The 19,893-nt window shown below is 47.1% G+C and carries 18 protein-coding genes; 15 read left to right on the top strand and 3 right to left on the bottom strand.

The genetic code is table 11. The features are described 5' to 3' along the window. The first annotated feature begins 70 nt into the window (after window positions 1–70). A complete protein-coding gene (locus FLB61_RS04275) occupies window positions 71–1,042 on the top strand; it encodes a Gfo/Idh/MocA family protein (protein WP_221919482.1) in 972 nt (323 codons plus the stop codon). 38 nt (window positions 1,043–1,080) lie between these two features. Here the strand turns inward: FLB61_RS04275 and FLB61_RS04270 are convergent, their stop codons facing one another. Continuing rightward, entirely contained in the window at window positions 1,081–1,791 is a 711-nt protein-coding gene (locus tag FLB61_RS04270) for a gamma-glutamyl-gamma-aminobutyrate hydrolase family protein (RefSeq protein WP_221919481.1), read from the bottom strand. 60 nt (window positions 1,792–1,851) lie between these two features. Between FLB61_RS04270 and FLB61_RS04265 the strand changes: the two genes are divergently transcribed. Beyond that, window positions 1,852–2,817, top strand: coding sequence for a dipeptidase (locus FLB61_RS04265; protein WP_221919480.1), 966 nt, complete (start codon window positions 1,852–1,854; stop codon window positions 2,815–2,817). 48 nt (window positions 2,818–2,865) lie between these two features. Here FLB61_RS04265 and FLB61_RS04260 read toward each other — a convergent pair whose 3' ends face one another. Further along, window positions 2,866–4,089, bottom strand: a complete 1,224-nt coding sequence (locus FLB61_RS04260) for an argininosuccinate synthase (RefSeq protein ID WP_087198898.1) — start codon at window positions 4,087–4,089, stop codon at window positions 2,866–2,868. Between the two features lie 241 nt (window positions 4,090–4,330). On the opposite strand from FLB61_RS04260, the gene argC reads away from it, so the two are divergent. From argC to FLB61_RS04205, 11 genes are all read left to right on the top strand, one after another. After that, on the top strand, window positions 4,331–5,371 hold the full coding sequence (gene argC, locus FLB61_RS04255; RefSeq protein WP_221919479.1) for an N-acetyl-gamma-glutamyl-phosphate reductase: 1,041 nt from the start codon (window positions 4,331–4,333) through the stop codon (window positions 5,369–5,371). 13 nt (window positions 5,372–5,384) lie between these two features. Further along, entirely contained in the window at window positions 5,385–5,831 is a 447-nt protein-coding gene (locus tag FLB61_RS04250; RefSeq protein WP_087198899.1) for a GNAT family N-acetyltransferase, read from the top strand. Window positions 5,832–5,847: 16 nt separating this feature from the next. Next, window positions 5,848–7,071, top strand: a complete 1,224-nt coding sequence (gene argJ / locus FLB61_RS04245; RefSeq protein WP_221919478.1) for a bifunctional glutamate N-acetyltransferase/amino-acid acetyltransferase ArgJ — start codon at window positions 5,848–5,850, stop codon at window positions 7,069–7,071. A gap of 12 nt (window positions 7,072–7,083) precedes the next feature. Further along, window positions 7,084–7,980 (top strand): acetylglutamate kinase, encoded by an 897-nt coding sequence (gene argB / locus FLB61_RS04240; RefSeq protein ID WP_087198901.1) that lies wholly within the window; start codon window positions 7,084–7,086, stop codon window positions 7,978–7,980. Beyond that, entirely contained in the window at window positions 7,973–9,154 is a 1,182-nt protein-coding gene (locus tag FLB61_RS04235) for an aspartate aminotransferase family protein (RefSeq protein ID WP_221919477.1), read from the top strand. Before argB ends, FLB61_RS04235 begins: the two co-directional genes overlap by 8 nt. 70 nt (window positions 9,155–9,224) lie before the next feature. After that, the gene (locus FLB61_RS04230; RefSeq protein ID WP_087198903.1) at window positions 9,225–9,656 is read left to right on the top strand and encodes a DMT family transporter; all 432 of its coding nucleotides are present in this window, start codon (window positions 9,225–9,227) and stop codon (window positions 9,654–9,656) included. An 80-nt stretch (window positions 9,657–9,736) separates the two neighbouring features. Beyond that, entirely contained in the window at window positions 9,737–10,387 is a 651-nt protein-coding gene (locus FLB61_RS04225) for a helix-hairpin-helix domain-containing protein (RefSeq protein ID WP_087198904.1), read from the top strand. Between the two features lie 12 nt (window positions 10,388–10,399). Beyond that, complete coding sequence (locus FLB61_RS04220) at window positions 10,400–11,089, top strand: response regulator transcription factor (protein WP_087198905.1); 690 nt, start codon at window positions 10,400–10,402, stop codon at window positions 11,087–11,089. Continuing rightward, a complete protein-coding gene (locus FLB61_RS04215) occupies window positions 11,046–12,521 on the top strand; it encodes a sensor histidine kinase (RefSeq protein WP_087210534.1) in 1,476 nt (491 codons plus the stop codon). The genes FLB61_RS04220 and FLB61_RS04215 overlap by 44 nt, the downstream gene beginning before the upstream one ends. Window positions 12,522–12,533: 12 nt before the next feature. After that, window positions 12,534–13,469: a GerMN domain-containing protein gene (locus FLB61_RS04210; protein WP_221919476.1), complete on the top strand. Its 936-nt coding sequence runs from the start codon at window positions 12,534–12,536 to the stop codon at window positions 13,467–13,469. After that, window positions 13,466–15,682, top strand: coding sequence for a DNA internalization-related competence protein ComEC/Rec2 (locus FLB61_RS04205; RefSeq protein WP_221919475.1), 2,217 nt, complete (start codon window positions 13,466–13,468; stop codon window positions 15,680–15,682). Before FLB61_RS04210 ends, FLB61_RS04205 begins: the two co-directional genes overlap by 4 nt. Window positions 15,683–15,697: 15 nt before the next feature. Here FLB61_RS04205 and FLB61_RS04200 read toward each other — a convergent pair whose 3' ends face one another. Continuing rightward, the gene (locus tag FLB61_RS04200; protein ID WP_221919474.1) at window positions 15,698–16,264 is read right to left on the bottom strand and encodes a TetR/AcrR family transcriptional regulator; all 567 of its coding nucleotides are present in this window, start codon (window positions 16,262–16,264) and stop codon (window positions 15,698–15,700) included. Window positions 16,265–16,500: 236 nt separating this feature from the next. On the opposite strand from FLB61_RS04200, the gene FLB61_RS04195 reads away from it, so the two are divergent. Together FLB61_RS04195 and holA are read left to right on the top strand one after the other, a co-directional pair. Beyond that, a complete protein-coding gene (locus FLB61_RS04195; protein ID WP_221919473.1) occupies window positions 16,501–18,819 on the top strand; it encodes a YhgE/Pip domain-containing protein in 2,319 nt (772 codons plus the stop codon). A 69-nt stretch (window positions 18,820–18,888) separates the two neighbouring features. After that, window positions 18,889–19,866 carry a DNA polymerase III subunit delta gene (gene holA, locus FLB61_RS04190; protein ID WP_087210522.1) on the top strand — a complete coding sequence of 326 codons (978 nt, stop codon included), beginning with the start codon at window positions 18,889–18,891 and terminating at the stop codon, window positions 19,864–19,866. The last annotated feature ends 27 nt before the right edge of the window (window positions 19,867–19,893 follow it).

Raw genomic sequence — 19,893 nt, 5'->3', positions numbered from 1 at the left:
GGTGTGGCATGGAGAAGATGAATGTGGTAAAATCGTGATAGCGAAGATCATGAAAAGGAGGAAAACGATCGTGAAGATTGGTATCATTGGCGCGGGAAACATCGCGGGAACTATGGCAAAGACATTAAATGGAATGGAAGATGCAAAAGGCTATGCCGTGGCTTCCAGGAATCTTAAGAAAGCGCAGAAATTTGCCGGGGAAAACGGGTTTGAAAAGGCGTACGGCTCATACGAAGAGATGCTCCGGGATCCGGAAGTGGAGCTTGTCTATATAGCCACGCCCCACTCCCACCATTATGAACATATCAAGCTTTGTCTGGAACACAAAAAACCGGTGCTCTGCGAGAAAGCTTTCACAGCGAACGCTGCTCAGGCAGAAGAAGTCCTGAAAATATCAGAGGAAAAAAAGATCTTTGTAGGAGAAGCAATGTGGACGAGATTCCTTCCTTCCAGGACAATGATCGATGAGATCGTCAAAGGCAGAGAGATCGGAAAAGTACATATGATCACGGCGAACCTTGGATACAAGATCGATCACGTGGAGAGACTGCGCAAACCGGAGCTGGCAGGGGGAGCTCTTCTGGATGTGGGAATCTACCCTCTTTCCTTTATCCGGATGGTAACAGATGCCAAGATTCAGTCTGTGACTACATGCTGCACAAAGCTGGAGACAGGAGTAGACGCCCAGAATACAGCGGTCTTCCAGTTCAGTGACCGGTGCATAGCGTCCATGCACAGCAGTATGCTCGGAGGGACGGAGCAGGCCGGCATTGTCTACGGAGACAAAGGATATCTGATCGCGTGGAATATCAATAACGTGAACCGGATCCAGGTATACGACAATGCCAAAAGACTGGTACGGGAGATGACTGTCCCGGAACAGATCACGGGATTCGAGTACGAAGTGCGGGCAGCCATAAAGGCGATCCAGGAAGGAAGGACTGAATGCCCGCAGATGCCCCACAGTGAGACACTCTATATGATGCGGCAGATGGATGAGCTCCGGAAAACATGGGGAGTCGTCTATCCATTTGAGTCTTAGCACGAACACCGGGGAGTGAAAAATCCTGGATGCAGATGTCAGCAGGAGCCAAGGAAGAAGGAGAAGATGCGGCTCATTTTTTTGGAAGACAGATACATGCATTCCGGATGCCACTGTACGCCAAGCAGGAAAGGGTGGGAAGTCCCTTCGATGGATTCGGGCATACCGTCCGGAGCATAGGAACTGCATATGAGACCGGAGCCGGCTGTTTTTACTCCCTGATGGTGGAAACTGTTGACCCGGGCCGTCTCCCCAAGGATTTCCCTGATCAGGCTTCCTTCTTCAGTCCGGATCGTGTGGGCCGGCTCAGAACGGTATCTGGAAGGATAGCTGTGGTTGAAAAATGTCGGGTTTTCGGATAAATCCTGATAAATACTGCCCTGGCAGGCGATAGAGAGAATCTGCATCCCCTTGCAGATAGCGAGGGTTGGCTTTCGGGAATGTTCAAGCAGATCGGTCATAAATCGGAGCTGGAAGAGATCGAAAGAAAAATCAGTGTCTCCAAGATGTCCGGACGGCAGTTCTCGAAAGAGCAAAGGATTGATATCGCCGCCTCCGCAGAAGAGAAATCCGTCGAATTTTTTTTCGCATTCCCGGAAAAAGGAAGGCGGATAATCTTCGAAATAAGGGATGGAAAAAGGCATTCCGCCATGGTCGGCGACAGACTGGATGTATGGCAGACTTGTGAAAATCCGGTTTCGTTCCCGTGCGCAGACGACGATACCGATGGAAGGGCATTTCTGTTTCATATATCGATTCCTTTCCGCTTATATTAGACTATACTACCATATGAAAAGGAGCCTCCGCTTATGAATTTGATTGACATGCACTGTGATACCATCTATGAGATGCTTTCGGGAGAAACACCAAAGGACCTGCGAAAGAACAACCTGAAAGTAGATCTGGAAAAACTCAGGAAAGCGGGATCGGCTGCACAGTTTTTTGCCTGCTTTATCTGTATGGATGAATTTTTGGGAAAGTCCAGGTACGAGCAGGCCTATGAATATGTCCGTGTCATGGCATCCTGCCTGAAAAAACAGATCTGGATGTATCCAGAGGAGATCGCGTTTGCAGGAAACGGAAGAGACCTTGAGCGCAATCAGAGAGAAGGGAAGATTTCCGCGTTCCTCACATTGGAAGAAGGAGGTGTCATCCACGATGATTCCGCAAGGATCGAAGAACTCTGGCAGATGGGGATCCGTCTGATCACTCTGACATGGAATTACGAAAACTGCATGGGATATCCAAACAGCAAAGATCCGGATGTAATGGGAAAAGGATTGAAACCGTTTGGAATCTTTACGGTAGAGCGGATGAACGAGCTTGGTATGATCGTGGATGTGTCGCACTTGTCGGAAGGGGGATTCTGGGATGTGATCCGTTACAGCAGCAAACCGCCTGTGGCATCCCACTCTAATGCAAGAGCTATAAAAGAGCATCCAAGAAATCTTTCAGATGGACAGATCCGGGCGCTGTCGGAAAAGGGCGGGATCGCCGGTCTGAATTTTTACCAACACTTTTTGGGAAATACAGATGAATGCCGGATTGAAGAAATGGTTGCCCATGTAAAACATATGTTCCAAAAAGGCGGCGAGGACTTTGTGGCTATCGGGACCGACTTTGATGGATTCCACGGCGCTGCAAGGATGGAGATCGAGAATATCGGGGAGATAGACGTATTGAAAGAGGCGCTTTTAAAAAATGGGTTTACCGAACGTCAGGTAGAAAAAATATGGTATAGAAATGCAAAAAGAGTCATTGATGAAGTAATGTGAGGGTAGAAGAATGACACGAAAAAGGGGCGTTTTCGCCCCTTTTTATGCTTATTTATTCTTATTTGCTTCAGCCAGTTTCATAGCGCGCACTTTGAGCGGCAGTCCGAAAAGGTTGATGAAACCATCTGCGTCGTGATGGTCGTAAAGTTCTCCTGTCGTAAAGCTTGCGAGAGATTCGCTGTACAGAGAGTACGGGGATGTCGTGCCGGCTTTGATGATGTTGCCTTTGTAGAGTTTGAATTTGACTTCTCCTGTCACATATTCCTGTGTGGATTCTACAAATGCCTGTATTGCTTCGCGAAGCGGTGTAAACCATTTTCCTTCGTAGACAACTTGCGCCAGTTTATTTCCCATGTCTTTTTTAACTTCGTATGTAGCGCGGTCAAGAACAAGTTCTTCCAGCTGCTGGTGTGCTTCCATCAGGATTGTTCCGCCAGGTGTCTCGTACACACCGCGTGACTTCATGCCAACAACACGGTTTTCCACGATATCCACGATGCCGACCCCGTGCTTTCCGCCAAGCTTATTTAATTCAGTAATGATTTCGGAAACTTTCATCTCTTTTCCATTTAAGCTTTTTGGCACACCTTTTTCGAAAGTCATTGTCACATATTCCGGTTCATCCGGCGCTTTTTCCGGTGTCACTCCAAGGACGAGAAGATCGTCGTAGTTTGGCTCCACAGCCGGGTCTTCCAGTTCCAGCCCTTCATGGCTGATGTGCCATAAGTTACGGTCGCGGCTATAGCTGTGGCTTGCATCGAACGGAAGGTCGATACCGTGCTGCTTACAGTATTCGATTTCTTCTTCACGAGACTGCATTGTCCAGATATCTGTCATTCTCCAAGGAGCGATGATCTTCAGATCCGGAGCCAGAGCCTTGATGCCAAGTTCGAAACGGATCTGGTCATTTCCCTTTCCGGTAGCACCGTGGCAGATTGCTGTGGCGCCTTCTTTTCTTGCAACCTCCACCAATTTTTTTGCGATTCCCGGGCGGGCCATAGATGTGCCCAAAAGATATTTGTTTTCGTAGACTGCTCCGGCCTGTACACAAGGAACGATATAGTCGTCACAGAATTCATCGATGATGTTTTCAATGTATAATTTGGAAGCTCCGGATAATTTTGCACGTTCTTCCAGTCCGTCCAGTTCTTCGCCCTGACCGCAGTCGATGCAGCAGCAGATGACTTCATAATCAAAATTTTCCTTTAACCATGGGATGATCGCGGTTGTGTCCAGACCGCCTGAGTACGCAAGTACCACTTTTTCTTTCATAATCTATGTCCTCCTGAAAAATTGTTTTTGCAAATCACATGAGTTACTATACACCTTTCTACATAAATATGCAAGGAAAAAATAGAGAAAATATTATAAAATGCATATTACACAAAAAAATATGCAATTTACTGGAATAAATATACAAAAAATATGCGTAAATATACTTGCGAAAGAAAAAAACTGGTTGTATACTAAAAGCTACAAGGCTTTGAGTGACAAAGAGAAAGGAATAAAGTGTATGATTAGAGCAGGGATTATCGGTTCTACAGGATATGCAGGCGGCGAGCTTGTGAGGATCCTCATGGGACATAAAGATACGGAGATCAAATGGTATGGCTCCAGAAGTTATATAGATAAGAAGTACGCGGATGTCTACCAAAATATGTTTCAGATCGTGGACGACATCTGTAAAGACGATAATATGGAAGAGCTGGCAGATAAGGTGGATGTGATTTTTACTGCGACACCGCAAGGATTCTGCGCTTCTTTGCTGAATGAGAAGATTCTTTCCAAAACAAAGGTTGTTGACTTGAGCGCGGATTTCCGCATCAAGGATCAGCGGACGTACGAGCAGTGGTACAAGATCGAGCACAAGAGTCCGCAGTTTCTGGACGAAGCAGTATATGGGCTCTGTGAGATCAACAGGGAAAAGATAAAAGGGGCAAGGATTGTTGCCAATCCGGGCTGCTATCCGACTTGTTCCATTTTGTCCGTGTATCCTCTTGCAAAAGAAGGGATTATCGATATGAATACACTGATCATTGACGCCAAGTCCGGGACGTCAGGGGCGGGAAGAGGTGCCAAGGTAGATAACCTCTACTGCGAAGTTAATGAAAACATCAAGGCATACGGGGTGGCCGGACATCGCCACACACCGGAGATCGAGGAGCAGCTCACATATGCTTCCGGAGTACCAACCGTGCTGAATTTTACACCGCACCTTGTGCCGATGAACAGAGGGATCCTTGTGACAGGTTACGCATCACTGAAGAAAGAAGTGTCCTATGAAGAAGTAAAAGCAATATATGATGCTTATTATAAAAAGGAACAGTTTGTACGTGTTCTGGAAAAAGATGTCTGCCCTCAGACGAAATGGGTGGAGGGAAGCAACTACGTGGACGTGAACTTCAAGATCGATCCGAGGACAAGAAGGATCATCATGATGGGAGCCATGGACAATCTTGTGAAAGGAGCGGCAGGACAGGCGGTACAGAACATGAATCTCATGTTTGGCCTTCCGGAAAACGAAGGCCTCAATCTTGTTCCGATGTTCCCGTAAAGTAAAATAAAAAATGACAATTCGGGTAATGACAATCGAAGACTATGATCAGGTGTATGCACTTTGGAAAAGCATACACGGGTTTGGGATACGCAGTATTGACGACTCCAGGGATGGGGTAGAGCGGTTTTTGAAAAGGAATCCTACCACCAGCGTGGTGGCGGAGGCGGACGGAAAGATCGTGGGATGCATCCTTTGCGGACATGACGGACGGCGCGGCTGCTTTTACCACGTCTGTGTAGAAGAAGCTTATCGGAAACACGGCATCGGAAAACAGATGGTGGCCGTTTCCATGCATGCTCTGCGGGAAGAAGGCATAAATAAAGTATCCCTCATCGCATTTACGGAAAATGACATCGGCAATGCATTCTGGAATAAGATCGGATGGACAAAACGGGAAGATCTGAATTATTATGATTTTACACTGAATGAGGAGAATATTACGACATTTATCAAATAACAGGAGGAAGCGGAACATGAAAGTTGTAACAGGAGGAGTGACAAAAGCAAAAGGATTTGAAGCTGCCAGCACAGCGGCAAAGATCAAGTATCAGGACCGGACAGACATGGCGCTCATATACAGTGAAAAGCCTTGTGTGGCAGCAGGGACATTTACGACAAACGTCGTGAAAGCGGCGCCGGTCAAATGGGACAGAAAGATCGTGGAGAGCGGTCAGCCGGTCCACGCGGTTGTTGTAAATTCCGGAATTGCAAATGCCTGCACTGGCGCGGAAGGGATGGGATACTGTGAAGAGACTGCGAAGGCGGCAGGGGAAGCTCTTGGGATCCCGTCTGGAAGCGTCGTGCTTGGATCCACAGGAGTTATCGGAAAACAGCTCCCTATCGATCGCATCAAAGCAGGGGTAGGAGAACTTGTCAAAAAGAAAAATGACAGCCTTGAGAACGGCACGCTGGCGGCAAAAGCGATCATGACGACAGATACAAAAGAGAAGGAACTGGCAGTGGAGATCGAGATCGGAGACAAGACCGTTACCATCGGAGGGATGGCAAAAGGATCCGGAATGATCCACCCGAATATGTGCACAATGCTCAGTTTTATCACGACCGATGCAGTCATCGGAAAAGAAGCCCTTCAGAAGGCGCTGAGCCAGGATGTGGATGATACGTACAACATGATCTCTGTGGACGGCGACACCTCCACAAACGACACCGTGCTCCTTCTTGCCAACGGGGCTGCGGGCAATGAAGAGATCAAAGAAGGGACGGAGGATTTTGATACCTTCGCGGAAGCGCTCCACGAGATCAATGTGTATCTGGCAAAACGGATCGCAGGCGACGGGGAGGGGGCGACAGCCCTTTTTGAGGCGACGGTCGTTGGATGTGAATCAAAAGAACAGGCAAAGACACTGGCAAAATCCATCGTTTGCTCTAATCTGACGAAGACAGCCATCGCAGGACATGACGCAAACTGGGGACGTATCCTCTGTGCCATGGGATATTCCGGAGCATCCTTTGACCCGGAAAAAGTGGATCTGTATTTTGTGAGCAGCGCAGGTAAGATCCAGATCATTGAGAACGGCACAGCGGTGGCCTACAGCGAGGAAGATGCCACAAAGATTCTTTCTCAGCCGGAAGTCATCGCCCTTGCCGACATCAAGATGGGAGGGGAAAAAGCATCCGCCTGGGGATGCGACCTTACATATGACTATATAAAGATTAATGCAGACTACAGAAGTTAGGAGGTAATAGGGATGGATAAGAGTATGCAAAAATATCTGGACAAAGCCGAAGTGCTCATTGAGGCATTGCCATATATCCAGAGATTCAACCGGAAGATCATCGTTGTAAAATACGGAGGAAGCGCCATGTTGGATGAAGAACTGGAAAAACGGGTCATCCAGGATGTCGTTCTTCTGAAACTATGTGGTTTCAAACCGATCATTGTCCACGGCGGCGGCAAGGAGATCAGCAGATGGGTAAAGAAAGTTGGAAAGGAACCGAAGTTTGTGAATGGTTTCCGTGTGACAGATGAGGAGACGATGGAAATCGTTGAGATGGTTCTCTCCAAAGTCAACAAAAAGCTTGTACAGCTTGTAGAAGAACTTGGGATCAAAGCAATCGGTATCAGCGGACAGGACGGCGGTCTTTTGAAAGTGACAAGAAAATACGCAGACGGAGAGGATATCGGTTACGTGGGGACGGTATGCGACGTGGAGCCGAAGATCCTGTTTGATCTCATCGAGAAAGATTTTCTCCCGATTGTCTGCTCTGTAGGTCTGGACAACGATTTCCAGGCATACAATGTCAATGCGGACGAGGCTGCGTGCAAGATCGCAAGCGCGGTCAATGCGGAAAAGCTGGCGTTTTTAACGGATATTGAAGGTGTGTACAAAAATCCGGATGATCCGTCTACCCTCATTCCGGAACTTTCCGCGGAGGAAGCCCTTGGGCTGATCAGGGATGGATACATTGAAGGCGGTATGCTCCCAAAACTCAAAAGCTGCATCCATGCGCTGGAGAACGGGGTATCCCGTATCCATATCATGGATGGGCGTATTCCGCACTGTCTGCTTCTTGAAATCTTTACAAATAAAGGAATCGGAACAGCGATTCTGAACGATCAGGAGTGTCGATATTATCATGGATAATCAATATATGAAAGAGGTGCAGGATGCCATTGTACATACGTACAATCCTTTTCCAGTCGTGCTGGATCACGGAAAAGGGGCATATCTGTACGATGAGGAAGGGAATGCGTATCTGGATTTCGCGGCAGGTTACGCGGTGTGTTCCCTCGGATACGGAAACGAAGAGTGGAACCAGGCGCTGAAAGCGCAGATTGACAAGCTGTGTCATACGTCAAATCTATATTTTCACACGAGGACGAAGGAAGCGGCCCAAGCGTTGAAAAAACTGTCCGGAATGGATAGGATTTTCTTTACAAACAGCGGCGGGGAAGCAGTGGAAGGCGCTCTGAAGGCGGCGCGGAAATATGCATATACAAAAGGAACAGGACGCTATGAGTTTATAGCCATGGAAGAGTCCTTTCATGGGCGGAGTTTCGGTGCAGTGTCCGTGACCGGTCATGAAGCGTACAGAAAGCCTTTTGAGCCGCTTTTGTCCGGCGTTCGTTTTGCAAAGTACAATGACCTTAACAGTGTAAAAGAGCTTGTAAATGAAAAGACATGTGCCATTATCCTGGAACCTCTCCAGGGGGAGGGCGGTATCAATCTGGCAACGGAAGCATTTATGAAAGGCATCAGAAAGCTCTGTGATGACGAAGGAATCCTCATGATCTGCGATGAAGTCCAGTGTGGAATGGGACGCACAGGTTCTATGTTCGCGTGGCAGGAGTTCGGTGTAAGACCGGATATTTTGACAATGGCAAAGGCCATCGGAAACGGATTTCCGGTAGGAGCTTTCGCTATGACGGAAAAAGTGGCGGAATTTTCCCTTGCACCGGGAGATCACGGGACAACATACGGAGGAAACCCGCTTGCCTGCGCGGCTGTAGCAAAGACAGCAGAGATCTTTGAAAGGGAGGATATCCCCGCACATGTAAGGAAAGTAGGGACATATCTGGCAGAAAAGCTGGATGAGCTTGTGGACACATACAGCTGTGTCGTGAAACGAAAAGGAAAAGGACTCATGCAAGGAATTGAGATGACGGTACCAATCTCCGAAATCACAGGGAAAGCGCTGAAAAAAGGTCTGCTTGTGATTGGGGCTGGGAGCAATGTTCTGAGGTTTGTGCCGCCTCTCATCATTACAGAGAAAGAGGTAGACCGCATGATCACGATTCTGAAAGAGATTTTGGAATAAGACTGCATGCATAGAAACCCGGCATACTGGAAAGAATCATACTTCAAGAAGAAGGAAGGAGGATTCCAGTATGACCGGGTTTATTATTGCTTTGATATCAGGAGCTCTCATGAGTGTCCAGGGAGTATTCAACACACAGGTTACGAAAACAGCGGGAATGTGGGTCAGCAATATGTGGGTGCAGTTTTCCGCTTTTATCGTCTGTCTGTTCGTTTGGGCGGCCATGGGCAGGGAGCCTGTGGGAGAACTTTTGCACGTCCATCCAAGATACATGCTCCTTGGCGGAGCTATCGGAGCTGGCATTACTTGGACAGTCATTAGAAGCATGGATGCGCTTGGTCCTGCGAAAGCGGCGCTTCTGATTGTTATCGCACAGCTGATCGTGGCGTATCTCATAGAGCTGATGGGGCTTTTCGGTGTGGATAAACAGCCCTTTGAACTAAAAAAAGCGGCCGGGCTTTTGCTGGCTCTTGTGGGAATTGCGATTTTCCAATGGAAATAGAGTTGTAATTTAAAACAAAATTCGCTACAATAGAACTATCGCATAGAGGGGGCTTATCGTTCTGTACGATAAGGAGAAGTATGCAGAAAAAAAGAATACGGAAACTCTGTCTTGTGATACTTGTGGTATTGATCGGGATGATCGGATGCGGGAAAAAGGGAGGGGATTCCCTTCGGGAAATACCTGTATCCGACCAGGAGGAAACACCGGAAGAAGAGCAGCAAAAAGACGAAGCACAGGCGGACACAGACGATAAAAAAGAGGCGGAGGAAAATACAAAAGAGGAAAACCTTGTCGTGTATGTCTGCGGAGAAGTAAGGAAGCCGGGGGTCGTGGAGCTGCCAAACGGAAGCAGGATCTACGAAGCCATCGAAAAGGCGGGCGGTATGACGGAGAAAGCGTCAGCTTCTTATCTGAATCAGGCCGAGATCTTAAAAGACGGGGCAAAAGTTTACGTGCCGTCATCGGAGGAAGCGGATGCTCTAAGAGAAACAAAAGAAGATGCTGCTGGAAGTCAGGCAGGAGGACAAAAGGAAGAAGGAAAAGTCAACCTAAACGAAGCTTCCAGGGAAGAGCTCATGACGCTGCCGGGTGTCGGGGAGGCAAAGGCAGACAGCATTTTGTCTTACAGAGAAGAGAATGGAGGGTTTGATTCCATCGAAGAGATCATGGAAATATCCGGGATCAAGGAAGGAGTTTTCGAAAAAATGAAAGATAAGATTACAGTTTAGCGAGGGAGAAATATGGCAAAAAGGGTATTGGTCGTAGATGATGAAAAGTTGATCGTAAAAGGGATCCGTTTCAGTCTGGAACAGGACGGTATGGAAGTGGACTGCGCATATGACGGAGAGGAGGCGCTCGCCTGTGCGAGAGAGAATAACTATGATATGATCCTTTTGGATATCATGCTTCCGAAACTGGATGGTTTCGAAGTTTGTCAGCAGATCCGCGAGTTTTCAGATGTTCCGGTCGTCATGCTCACGGCAAAAGGAGACGATATGGACAAAATACTGGGGCTTGAGTACGGAGCAGACGACTACATCACAAAACCATTTAATATTCTGGAAGTAAAAGCCAGGATCAAAGCGATCATGCGCCGGACCGGGAAAAAAGACAGGGAAGCAGAAAATTCGAAAGTTATCAAAAAGGGAGATCTGAAACTGGACTGCGAAAGCAGGAGAGTCTTCTCAAAGGACCGGGAAATCAATCTCACGGCAAAAGAATTCGATCTTCTGGAACTTCTTGCACACAACCCGAACAAAGTGTATTCGAGGGAAGACCTTTTAAATCTTGTATGGGGATATGAGTACCCGGGAGATGCGCGCACGGTAGACGTACATATCCGAAGACTGCGTGAGAAGATCGAGGCAAATCCAAGCGATCCGAAATATGTTTATACGAAGTGGGGAGTTGGTTATTATTTTAGGGGGTAAGATCAAGATAAGACACCATCTGTTCAAAAGCCTCAGGCTGCTTTTGATGGTGATGATTATCATTTCAGGCATGATTCCATGTCTGATCATCAGGGGAGTGGTTTTGAAATCCAATGAAGGCCACATCGTATCGTTCAAGATGGCGGAGATTCAGAATCAATGCACAATACTAGGCAATCAGGCTTCTTCTTCCGGTCTTATGTCCGGGGGTGTGTCTGAGACATTTGACGCGGAGCTTACACAGTTTTCCAATATCTATAATGGGCGTGTTCTGGTTATCGACCGTTCTTATAAGATCGTGGATGACACATACGGGACCGACATCGGGAAAACAGTCATATCAGGAGATGTAGTGCGCTGTTTTGAAGGCGAAAGTATCAGCAGATACGATGACAAAAATAGCTACATAGAGATCACAACTCCTATTCAGGAGACCACCAGCGGAAAGACTGTCGGAGTTCTGCTTGCCAGTATTTCTACCGACAACATACTTTCTATCCAGGATAATCTGGAGCAGACGATCGATATCGTCGTGATCACGGCGCTTGTGGTGCTTGCTGTTTTGTCATTTTTTGCAAGTATGTATATCATGCGTCCGATGAACAGGATGACGAAGGCGGTGCAGAGTATGACGGAAAGCTACGATGAGGATTATCTGCACGAAGAGACGTTTGCCGAGACGAAACGTTTCTCTGAAGCGTTTAACAAGATGATCGAGAGATTTAAAGTCCTGGATGAATCGAGACAGGAGTTTGTTTCCAATGTCTCCCATGAACTGAAGACTCCCATCACTTCAATGAAAGTATTGGCGGATTCGCTGCTGGCGCAAGAGGAGGTGCCGGCGGAACTGTACCGGGAGTTTATGGCGGACATGTCGGAGGAAATCGAGCGGGAAAACAAGATCATCAACGATTTGCTCTCTCTTGTCAAGATGGATAAGACGACGACGGACATGAATATTGAAAATCTCAATATCAATGAAGTCGTGGAACGTATCTTAAAACGACTTCGTCCTATCGCGGAAAAGCAGAACATAGAAGTGCTTTTTGAATCTTTCCGCCCGGTGGAGGCAGAGATCGATGAGACGAAGTTTTCCCTGTGTGTCAGCAATCTTGTGGAGAACGCCATCAAGTATAACCATGAAAACGGATGGGTACATGTATCGCTCAACGCGGATCATAAGTTTTTTTATCTGAAGGTAACGGATTCTGGAATCGGGATTCCGAAAGAGGCACAGGAACACATTTTTGAACGCTTTTATCGGGTAGACAAATCTCACTCAAGGGAAATCGGCGGAACAGGTCTTGGACTTGCAATCGCGAGAAACTCAGTGATCATGCATCGTGGAGCCATCAAAGTATACAGTGAAGAGGGAGAGGGGACGACTTTTACTGTGCGGATGCCTCTGAAGTATGTAGCCAGTGCGAAGTAACAGGAGGAGGATATGAAGAGAGTTTTAGCAGTTATGCTTACCGTTTTGCTGGCAGCAGGCCTCCTGTTCGGATGCGGAAGAGGAGACAGAGTAAAGAAAAACGGTTTTGGGCTTTATTATCTGAATCGAGATAAGACAGAACTTGTAAAAGTTCCGTACGAAATCCAGTCGGAGGAAATGGAAGAGCAGATTTCGGAAGTCCTTGGCAAGTTGGTTTCCCCGGATGCAGACGCGGAAGACTACTATACGCCGTTTAAAAAAGGAGTTAAGATTGAGCAGGCAGTAATAGACGGAAAGCAGGTTCAGGTCCATTTCAATAAGAAATATAGCTCGCTGAAAAGTTCGGATGAGGTGCTTTTGAGAGCATCTGTCGTAAAGACGCTTGTTCAGATCAGCGGAGTTTCGTATGTGTCTTTCTTTGTGGGAGGCGAGCCGCTTATGGGAGCGGACAATAATCCGATAGGGCTTATGAGGGGCGAAGATTTTGTCCAGAATATCGGGTCTTCTCTCCACTCATACGAGACGGTAACGCTGACGCTCTATTTTGCCAACAAAAATGGGGACAAGCTTGTGGAAGAGACGGTAAGCAACGTCCGATATAATACGAATATCTCGATGGATCGGCTGATCCTCGAACAACTTTTAAAAGGGCCTGCGTCCTCGGACGCATACCCGACCGTACCTCAGAATGTCAAAATACTCAGCGTCTCGACGAAAGATCAGGTCTGCTATGTGAATTTTGACAAGGAACTCTTAAATGTCAAGACAAACGTAAAGCCGGAAGTGCTGATCTATTCCATCGTGAATTCCATAACGGCAGGAGGAAGCACAAGTCAGGTGCAGATCTCCATTAACGGGGAGAGTAATATCAATTTCGGAGAGAGCGTGAAACTTGACAAGCCGCTGTCCAGAAATCTGGATATTGTGGAAGGAGAAGAAAAAGAGTGAGAAAAAGACCGCTCATGACAGCGTGCATTCTTTTTCTGATGATAAGGTATATGATCTTTCTGGCGGGAGAAGAAGGAAATCTCCCGCCAGAAGTGTATTCCATGGAAGGAAAGAGCGTGTGCGTAACCGGAGTCATAGAGGAGAAAACCAGACGGGAGAAAGGCCCCACATGGTATATCCGCTCGGGGAAAAGCAGGTATGTCTTATATGACTCAAAAGAAAGAGATCTGAAGATTGGAAATTCTATCCAGGTAACAGGTGTCTTTTATCTATTTGACAAAGCGTCAAATCCAGGGGAATTTGATTCCCGTTCTTATTATCAGAGACAACAAATCTACGGAAGCATCATTCCGAAAACAATCAAATTGAAAGACGACAACATCATATACTGGAAAGAATGGCTCTTCCGGCTTCGGGAAAGTTGGAAAGAAGAACTTATACGCAGGCTGGGTCAGGACAAGGGCGCGGTTTTGTCAGGCATTTTGCTGGGAGATAAAAGCAGCATGGAGCCGGAGACGAAAGAGCTGTATCAGAAAAACGGGATCGCACATCTTCTGGCGGTTTCGGGGCTCCACGTCTCTTTTGTGGGCGTATTTGTATACAAGCGTGCGAGAAAGGCGGGGATACCTTTTGCTGCAGCGGCGGCAGCCGGTATGTCAGTGCTCCTCCCGTATGCGGTCATGACTGGATTTTCTGTGTCTGCCAGGAGAGCTGTCCTCATGTTTGCATGCCGCATGGGGGCGCAAGTGTCCGGAAGAGTCTACGATATGCCGACAAGCCTTGCACTTTCAGCCGCCGTGATATTGGGACTGGAACCTTTGTATCTCAAGGATGCAGGTTTCCTGTTGTCTTTTGGGGCGATCCTTGCTCTGTGGGGCGGGGGAGACATAACGCGAAGACAAAGAGAGAGGGCGGAGGAAAGGAGGGAAAAGAAGACGATATCGGAGCCTCTGAAAATGAAAAAGAAGCCGGGATTTTTGGCAAAAATCCGTGAGGCTGCGTGGTCTGGATTTTGCGTGCAAGCTCTGACATTTCCGGTACTTTTATCTTCCTACTACGAATTCCCGCTTTATTCCATCCTTATAAATATGTGGGTTATTCCGATGATGTCTGTTGTCATGGGAGCAGGACTTTTCGGGAGCATTCTCTGTGTCGTTTGTCCGTTTCTGGCAGATGTCCCGCTTGCTGCGGCAAAGGCGGTGCTGTCCTTCTATGAATGGAACTGTCAGATTATGCTGAAATTTCCGTTTGCAAGGGTAATTACAGGATGTCCTGCCTTGTGGCAGTCGGCACTGTATCTTCTGGTCATAATTCTTATCTTTTTCGGTGTAGCCAGATGGAAAAAGAAAATTCTTGTATCGATATTTCTGTTTGCCGGGATCATACTTCTTGGAAATTGGAAGACATTCGATTGCCGGATGGAAGTGACTGTGGTAGATGTAGGCCAGGGAGACGGGATCTTTATCAAAAGTCCGGGCAATAGGAACATCCTGATCGACGGGGGAAGCACAACCGAGGAAGAACTTGCAAAATATACGCTGGAACCCTTCCTTGAAAGCAGAGGAGTCGGAGAACTGGACTACGTCTTTGTATCCCATGGGGATGAAGACCATATAAGCGGGATACGGGATATGCTAAAACGCCAGGAAGTAGGGGTAAAGATCCACTGTCTGGTCCTGCCCGAAAAGCGGCTCTGGGATGAAGTGTTGCTAGAACTTGCCCGGGAAGCGGTCAGACAGAAAGTGGAGATAAAAGAAATCCGGGAAGGAGAGACTGTCTGGGACAAAAAGGGGATGGAGATCCGATGCGTCGGTCCGTCCTCATCCTACGACGGAGAAAAAGGAAATGCCGCATCCATGCTTCTCAAATTGACTTACGGGAACTTTTCCATGCTTTTTACCGGGGATATGGAAGGAGACGGGGAAGAGAGCTTTCTCGCAGATATGAAACGTCGGCAGACGTATTCCATCCTGAAAGTGGCCCACCATGGATCGAAGGGAGGAACGACGGATGAATTCCTGAAAAAGAATCATGCGGGATTGGCAGTGATCTCAGCCGGGCAGGGCAACCGGTATGGGCACCCGTCCAAGGAGACGGTAAAGCGGCTTGAAGAACAAAATATCCCATATCTTTGTACGAAAGAATGTGGAGCCATTACCGTCCGGACAGATGGGGAGACGATGACTGTAGAAAAATATTTGGGGGATCAGTAAAACATAAAACTACCTTCAGCGCTGGGTTTTCATCGCATTCAAAATAAGGGAAAAAGTCAGCTTGGCCATATGATGAGGACTTGCTTCATGCCCTCCGGACAGCCATGTCTTGATAAGTCCCACGCATCCGGACAGACAGAATGAGTAGGCGTATTTCAAATTTCCCATTTTATCAGGGAAGGTATCGCGAAGGACTTTCAGACTGTGCTCAGAAAGGAGCTCTTCGATTCTGTGGAGAAAGGAGATATCGCCGTTTTCTCCAAGAAGGGCTGAGCAGATCTCTTTGTTTGCTGCCAGTATAGAAAAGATATCCTCAATAAACGAAAAACTATTTTCCCCAAAAGGGCTGACAGGATGAGCGTGTATCGCTTCATCGATCTTTTGTACCAGTTCATCTTCAATCTGCTCCATCATGTCGTAGATGTCCCGGTAATGCAGGTAAAACGTGGAGCGGTTGATGTCTACCCTGTCCGTGAGCTCTTTTACCGTGATATCATTGATTCCTTTTTCTTCCAGAAGCTCCGCCAGACCTTTTCTTAGGCAGTCCTTCGTCTTTTTTACTCTTCGGTCAGTTGATGCCATAGTGTTGCCTCCTTATTATCATAAATACCATTATAAATCTAAAAAAATTATAAACAACAGACATGATATCCTGCAGATGTCGATTAATCATCAGGAAGTCCATGATCTGCTGGTTGTCTTTTCTTTTTTGTTTCAGTATAATTCATGCTGCGAAGAAAATCAACACAATGTCTATTAATAAACATATGTCTATTAATAGACATATGCATTGAAACAAAAGAAGGGAGATATTGGATATGATAAGACAGGAGTGGAAGAAACTTATACACAGCAAAATATTGATGCTGGTAGTTATTGCAGTCATTGCGATTCCATCTGTTTATACGACTTTGTTTCTTGGATCTATGTGGGATCCTTATGGGAAGGCAGATCAGCTGCCGGTGGCTGTAGTAAACAAAGACAGACCGGCTGTGTACGGGGAAGAGAAGCTGGAGATCGGAAAGAAATTGACTGAAGAACTGAAAAAAGACCGTTCTCTTGATTTCCGGTTTACCGATGAAAAGGCCGCACAAAAGTGGCTGGCGAATGGAGACTGCTACATGGTCATGACGATCCCGGAAGATTTCTCTGCCAATGCAGCCACACTTACACAGGAAACACCGAAAAAGATGGAGATTTTCTGCGAGACAAATCCGGGGACAAATTATATCGCTTCTAAGATGAGCGGGACGGCGATGAAAGAAATTAAAAGTTCTGTCCGAAAGGAAGTGACAAAGGTTTATGCCCAGGTGCTTTTTGACAGTATGCAGAAAGCAGAGAAAGGAATGAAACAGGCTTCAGAGGGGGCTGATAGCCTGGAAAAGGGGGCAGAAAAAGTTGTAGATGGAAATAATGTGCTCACACAGAATCTGGACAGACTTTGTGACAGTACACTGATGTTTCAGGAAGGAAGCGAAACTCTGGCGGAAGGTATCCGGCAATATACCGGTGGACTTAAGGAAGCAGAAAAAGGGGCGGTACAGCTGGAAGAAAATCTGGTACGTCTGTCCGGTGCGTACGGAGATCTTTCCCGTGGAGTGTCTGATTTACAAAACGGAACAGGAAAGCTAAAATCTGGTCTTCAGAGTGTGGTAGGAGAAGAATACGGAAATTCCACATCTCTGGCGGAAGGATCCAGGAAGATTTCGGAAGGCATGAAACAGATTTCCAAAGTTTTAAATCAGACTCCAGATACCGCGGCGATTTCTTCCCTGGCCGCAAAACTGCAAGGCATTTCGCAAGCTCTTGGGAATACCGCGGATTTTTCCAATCCGTCCGAGTTAAAGGAGAAGCTGGAAAATGCCCAGATAACGGGGGAAGTACAGACACTGGCAGAAATCGCAAAGGAGGCTGTCGATGCGGCAGAAAAGAATTACCAGGAAGGTAACAATATGGCAAAACAGATGAGGGATGCGGCGACTGCCCTCAGCAGTACAGCCAAACTGCTGGAAAATACAGCGGGAAGTCTTGAAGGAACACAACAGCTGAAAACCGCTGCAGAGATGCTCAGGCAGCAGTCAGAGATTCTGGCAGAAGGAGTGCAGGATTATACGGAAGGAGTCAACGCAGCTTCAGACGGAAGCGCAATCCTTTTTAATGGGATGAATACCTTCCAGGATTCGGCAGAACAGATCGGGCAGGGAATCGAGGCTATAAAACAAGGATCCGGCGCTCTTACAAAAGGAACTCAAAAATTGGCAGAAGCCGCTTTGACTATGACACCTGGGGCTGAACGTCTGGCAGATGGAGCAGGACAGATCGCAGACGGAGCGAACGCTCTTTTTGAAGGAAGCAGCAGTTTGGGAGAAGGGATGGGTACCATCCGGGAAGGAGCTGACATACTGGCGAAAAATCTGAAAGAGGGGACGCAGAAATTAGGAAGTATAAATACAGGAAGTTCTGTTGTCGATATGTTTGCAGCTCCCGTGGACACAAAGGAAACAGAGATGACAGTCATGCCGAACAATGGTCATGCCATGGCACCTTACATGATGTCGGTAGGGTTATGGGTAGGGTGCATCGCGTTCAGCCTCATGTATCCTCTGAACAGTTTCAGCGGGAAACTGCGCTCTGGGAGAGAATGGTGGTTCAGTAAGGCATCGGTACTTTATTTTGTGGCAGTCGCCCAGGCTATCGTTATGGTTCAGGCGCTGTACTTGTTTGACGGTTTCCGCCCTGTCAGGTGGGGACAGACGGTGCTGACGGCCTGTGTGGCATCGCTTGCATTTATGTCTGTCATGTATTTCTTTACCAGTTTTCTGGGAAAAGTGGGAAGTTTTCTGATGTTGATCTTTATGGTTGTGCAGCTTTCCGGGTCCGCAGGGACATATCCGGTGGAAGTATCTGGAGATTTTGTACCGCTGCTTCATCATTTTGTACCGTTTACTTACACAGTAAAGGCATTTCGAAGCACGATAAGCGGAGGAGAAAGTGTGACAGGATGTCTGATTTTTCTGGCCATCCTGTTCATGGCCTTCTCGCTCCTGGCTGCGGTGCAGTTTCGGATCCGTGCGGCAAAGCTCAAAAAGAATAAGCCGCTTTTGTCTGACTGGCTGGAAGAACACGGTCTAGCGTAGGGGAGAAGGAAAGCAAAAATTTCGGAATAAGTGTTTACGGAAAAAGCGGATCTATGCTAGAATAGCGGTATGAAAAGTTTGAATGAAGATTTGAAGACAGGACAATTAAAACAGGTGTATTTATTGTATGGCGAAGAGAGCTATCTAAAGAAACAGTATAAAGATAGGCTCTCTGAAGCTATGCTTCCGGGCGGGGATACGATGAATTACCGATATTATGAAGGGAAAGAGGCGGACGTAAAGGAGATCATCGATCTGGCGGAGACGATGCCTTTTTTTGCGCCGCGAAGACTCATTGTCATGGAAGATACCGGCTTTTTCAAATCGGCATCTCAGGCCCTTGCCGATTATATCAAAACGATGCCAGAGACGACGTATTTTGTTTTTGTGGAGAGTGAAGTGGACAAGAGAGGAAAGCTTTACAAAGCCGTCAAAGACAAAGGAAGAACGGTAGAGCTTGGCCGACAGGATGCCAATACGCTGCTTAGATGGGTTCTTGGAATGATCAAAAAAGAAGGAAAACAGATCAGCCAGTCTTCTGCCACATATTTTCTTGCCAAGGTGGGGGACGATATGGAGAATATCCACGGGGAACTGGAAAAACTTTTTTGTTATACCCTGGAAAAGCCAGAGATTACCATGGAAGATATCGAGGCAGTCTGCACAACTCACATCGACAATCAGATTTTTGACATGGTCAACGCTGTGGCTGAAAAAAAGCAGAGGATGGCTCTTAGTTATTATTATGATCTTCTGGCTTTGAAAGAGCCGCCTATGCGGATTTTATATCTCATGGCCAGGCAGTTTAGGATTCTCATGGAGACATGCGATCTCCTGAAAAGAGGATATGGGAAAAAAGAAATCGCCCAGAAAGTGAAAGTACCGCCTTTTGCTGTGGGAAAATATCTGGCGCAGGGGCAGCGTTTTACAGAAAAAGAGCTTCGCCGGATACTTGAGGATTGCGCCGGGACGGAGACGGATGTAAAGACAGGAAAGCTGTCCGATACCATGGCGGTAGAACTGCTTATCATACAATACACAAGCTGACTTTGCACACAAAGACAGAAAACGGAA

Source organism: Sellimonas caecigallum (assembly GCF_019754295.1).
Taxonomy (GTDB): domain Bacteria; phylum Bacillota; class Clostridia; order Lachnospirales; family Lachnospiraceae; genus Sellimonas; species Sellimonas caecigallum.
The sequence above is the reverse complement of the archived record's forward strand: the minus strand, read 5'-3'. Positions and strand labels throughout refer to the sequence as shown.

Bases quoted from the DNA above. Each gene is read 5' to 3' on its own strand.
- FLB61_RS04270 (WP_221919481.1), bottom strand. From the start codon at position 1,791: ATGAAACAGAAATGCCCTTCCATCGGTATCGTCGTCTGCGCACGGGAA.
- FLB61_RS04265 (WP_221919480.1), top strand. From the start codon at position 1,852: ATGAATTTGATTGACATGCACTGTGATACCATCTATGAGATGCTTTCG.
- FLB61_RS04260 (WP_087198898.1), bottom strand. From the start codon at position 4,089: ATGAAAGAAAAAGTGGTACTTGCGTACTCAGGCGGTCTGGACACAACC.
- argC (WP_221919479.1), top strand. From the start codon at position 4,331: ATGATTAGAGCAGGGATTATCGGTTCTACAGGATATGCAGGCGGCGAG.
- FLB61_RS04250 (WP_087198899.1), top strand. From the start codon at position 5,385: ATGACAATTCGGGTAATGACAATCGAAGACTATGATCAGGTGTATGCA.
- argJ (WP_221919478.1), top strand. From the start codon at position 5,848: ATGAAAGTTGTAACAGGAGGAGTGACAAAAGCAAAAGGATTTGAAGCT.
- argB (WP_087198901.1), top strand. From the start codon at position 7,084: ATGGATAAGAGTATGCAAAAATATCTGGACAAAGCCGAAGTGCTCATT.
- FLB61_RS04235 (WP_221919477.1), top strand. From the start codon at position 7,973: ATGGATAATCAATATATGAAAGAGGTGCAGGATGCCATTGTACATACG.
- FLB61_RS04230 (WP_087198903.1), top strand. From the start codon at position 9,225: ATGACCGGGTTTATTATTGCTTTGATATCAGGAGCTCTCATGAGTGTC.
- FLB61_RS04225 (WP_087198904.1), top strand. From the start codon at position 9,737: ATGCAGAAAAAAAGAATACGGAAACTCTGTCTTGTGATACTTGTGGTA.
- FLB61_RS04220 (WP_087198905.1), top strand. From the start codon at position 10,400: ATGGCAAAAAGGGTATTGGTCGTAGATGATGAAAAGTTGATCGTAAAA.
- FLB61_RS04215 (WP_087210534.1), top strand. From the start codon at position 11,046: ATGTTTATACGAAGTGGGGAGTTGGTTATTATTTTAGGGGGTAAGATC.
- FLB61_RS04210 (WP_221919476.1), top strand. From the start codon at position 12,534: ATGAAGAGAGTTTTAGCAGTTATGCTTACCGTTTTGCTGGCAGCAGGC.
- FLB61_RS04200 (WP_221919474.1), bottom strand. From the start codon at position 16,264: ATGGCATCAACTGACCGAAGAGTAAAAAAGACGAAGGACTGCCTAAGA.
- FLB61_RS04195 (WP_221919473.1), top strand. From the start codon at position 16,501: ATGATAAGACAGGAGTGGAAGAAACTTATACACAGCAAAATATTGATG.
- holA (WP_087210522.1), top strand. From the start codon at position 18,889: ATGAAAAGTTTGAATGAAGATTTGAAGACAGGACAATTAAAACAGGTG.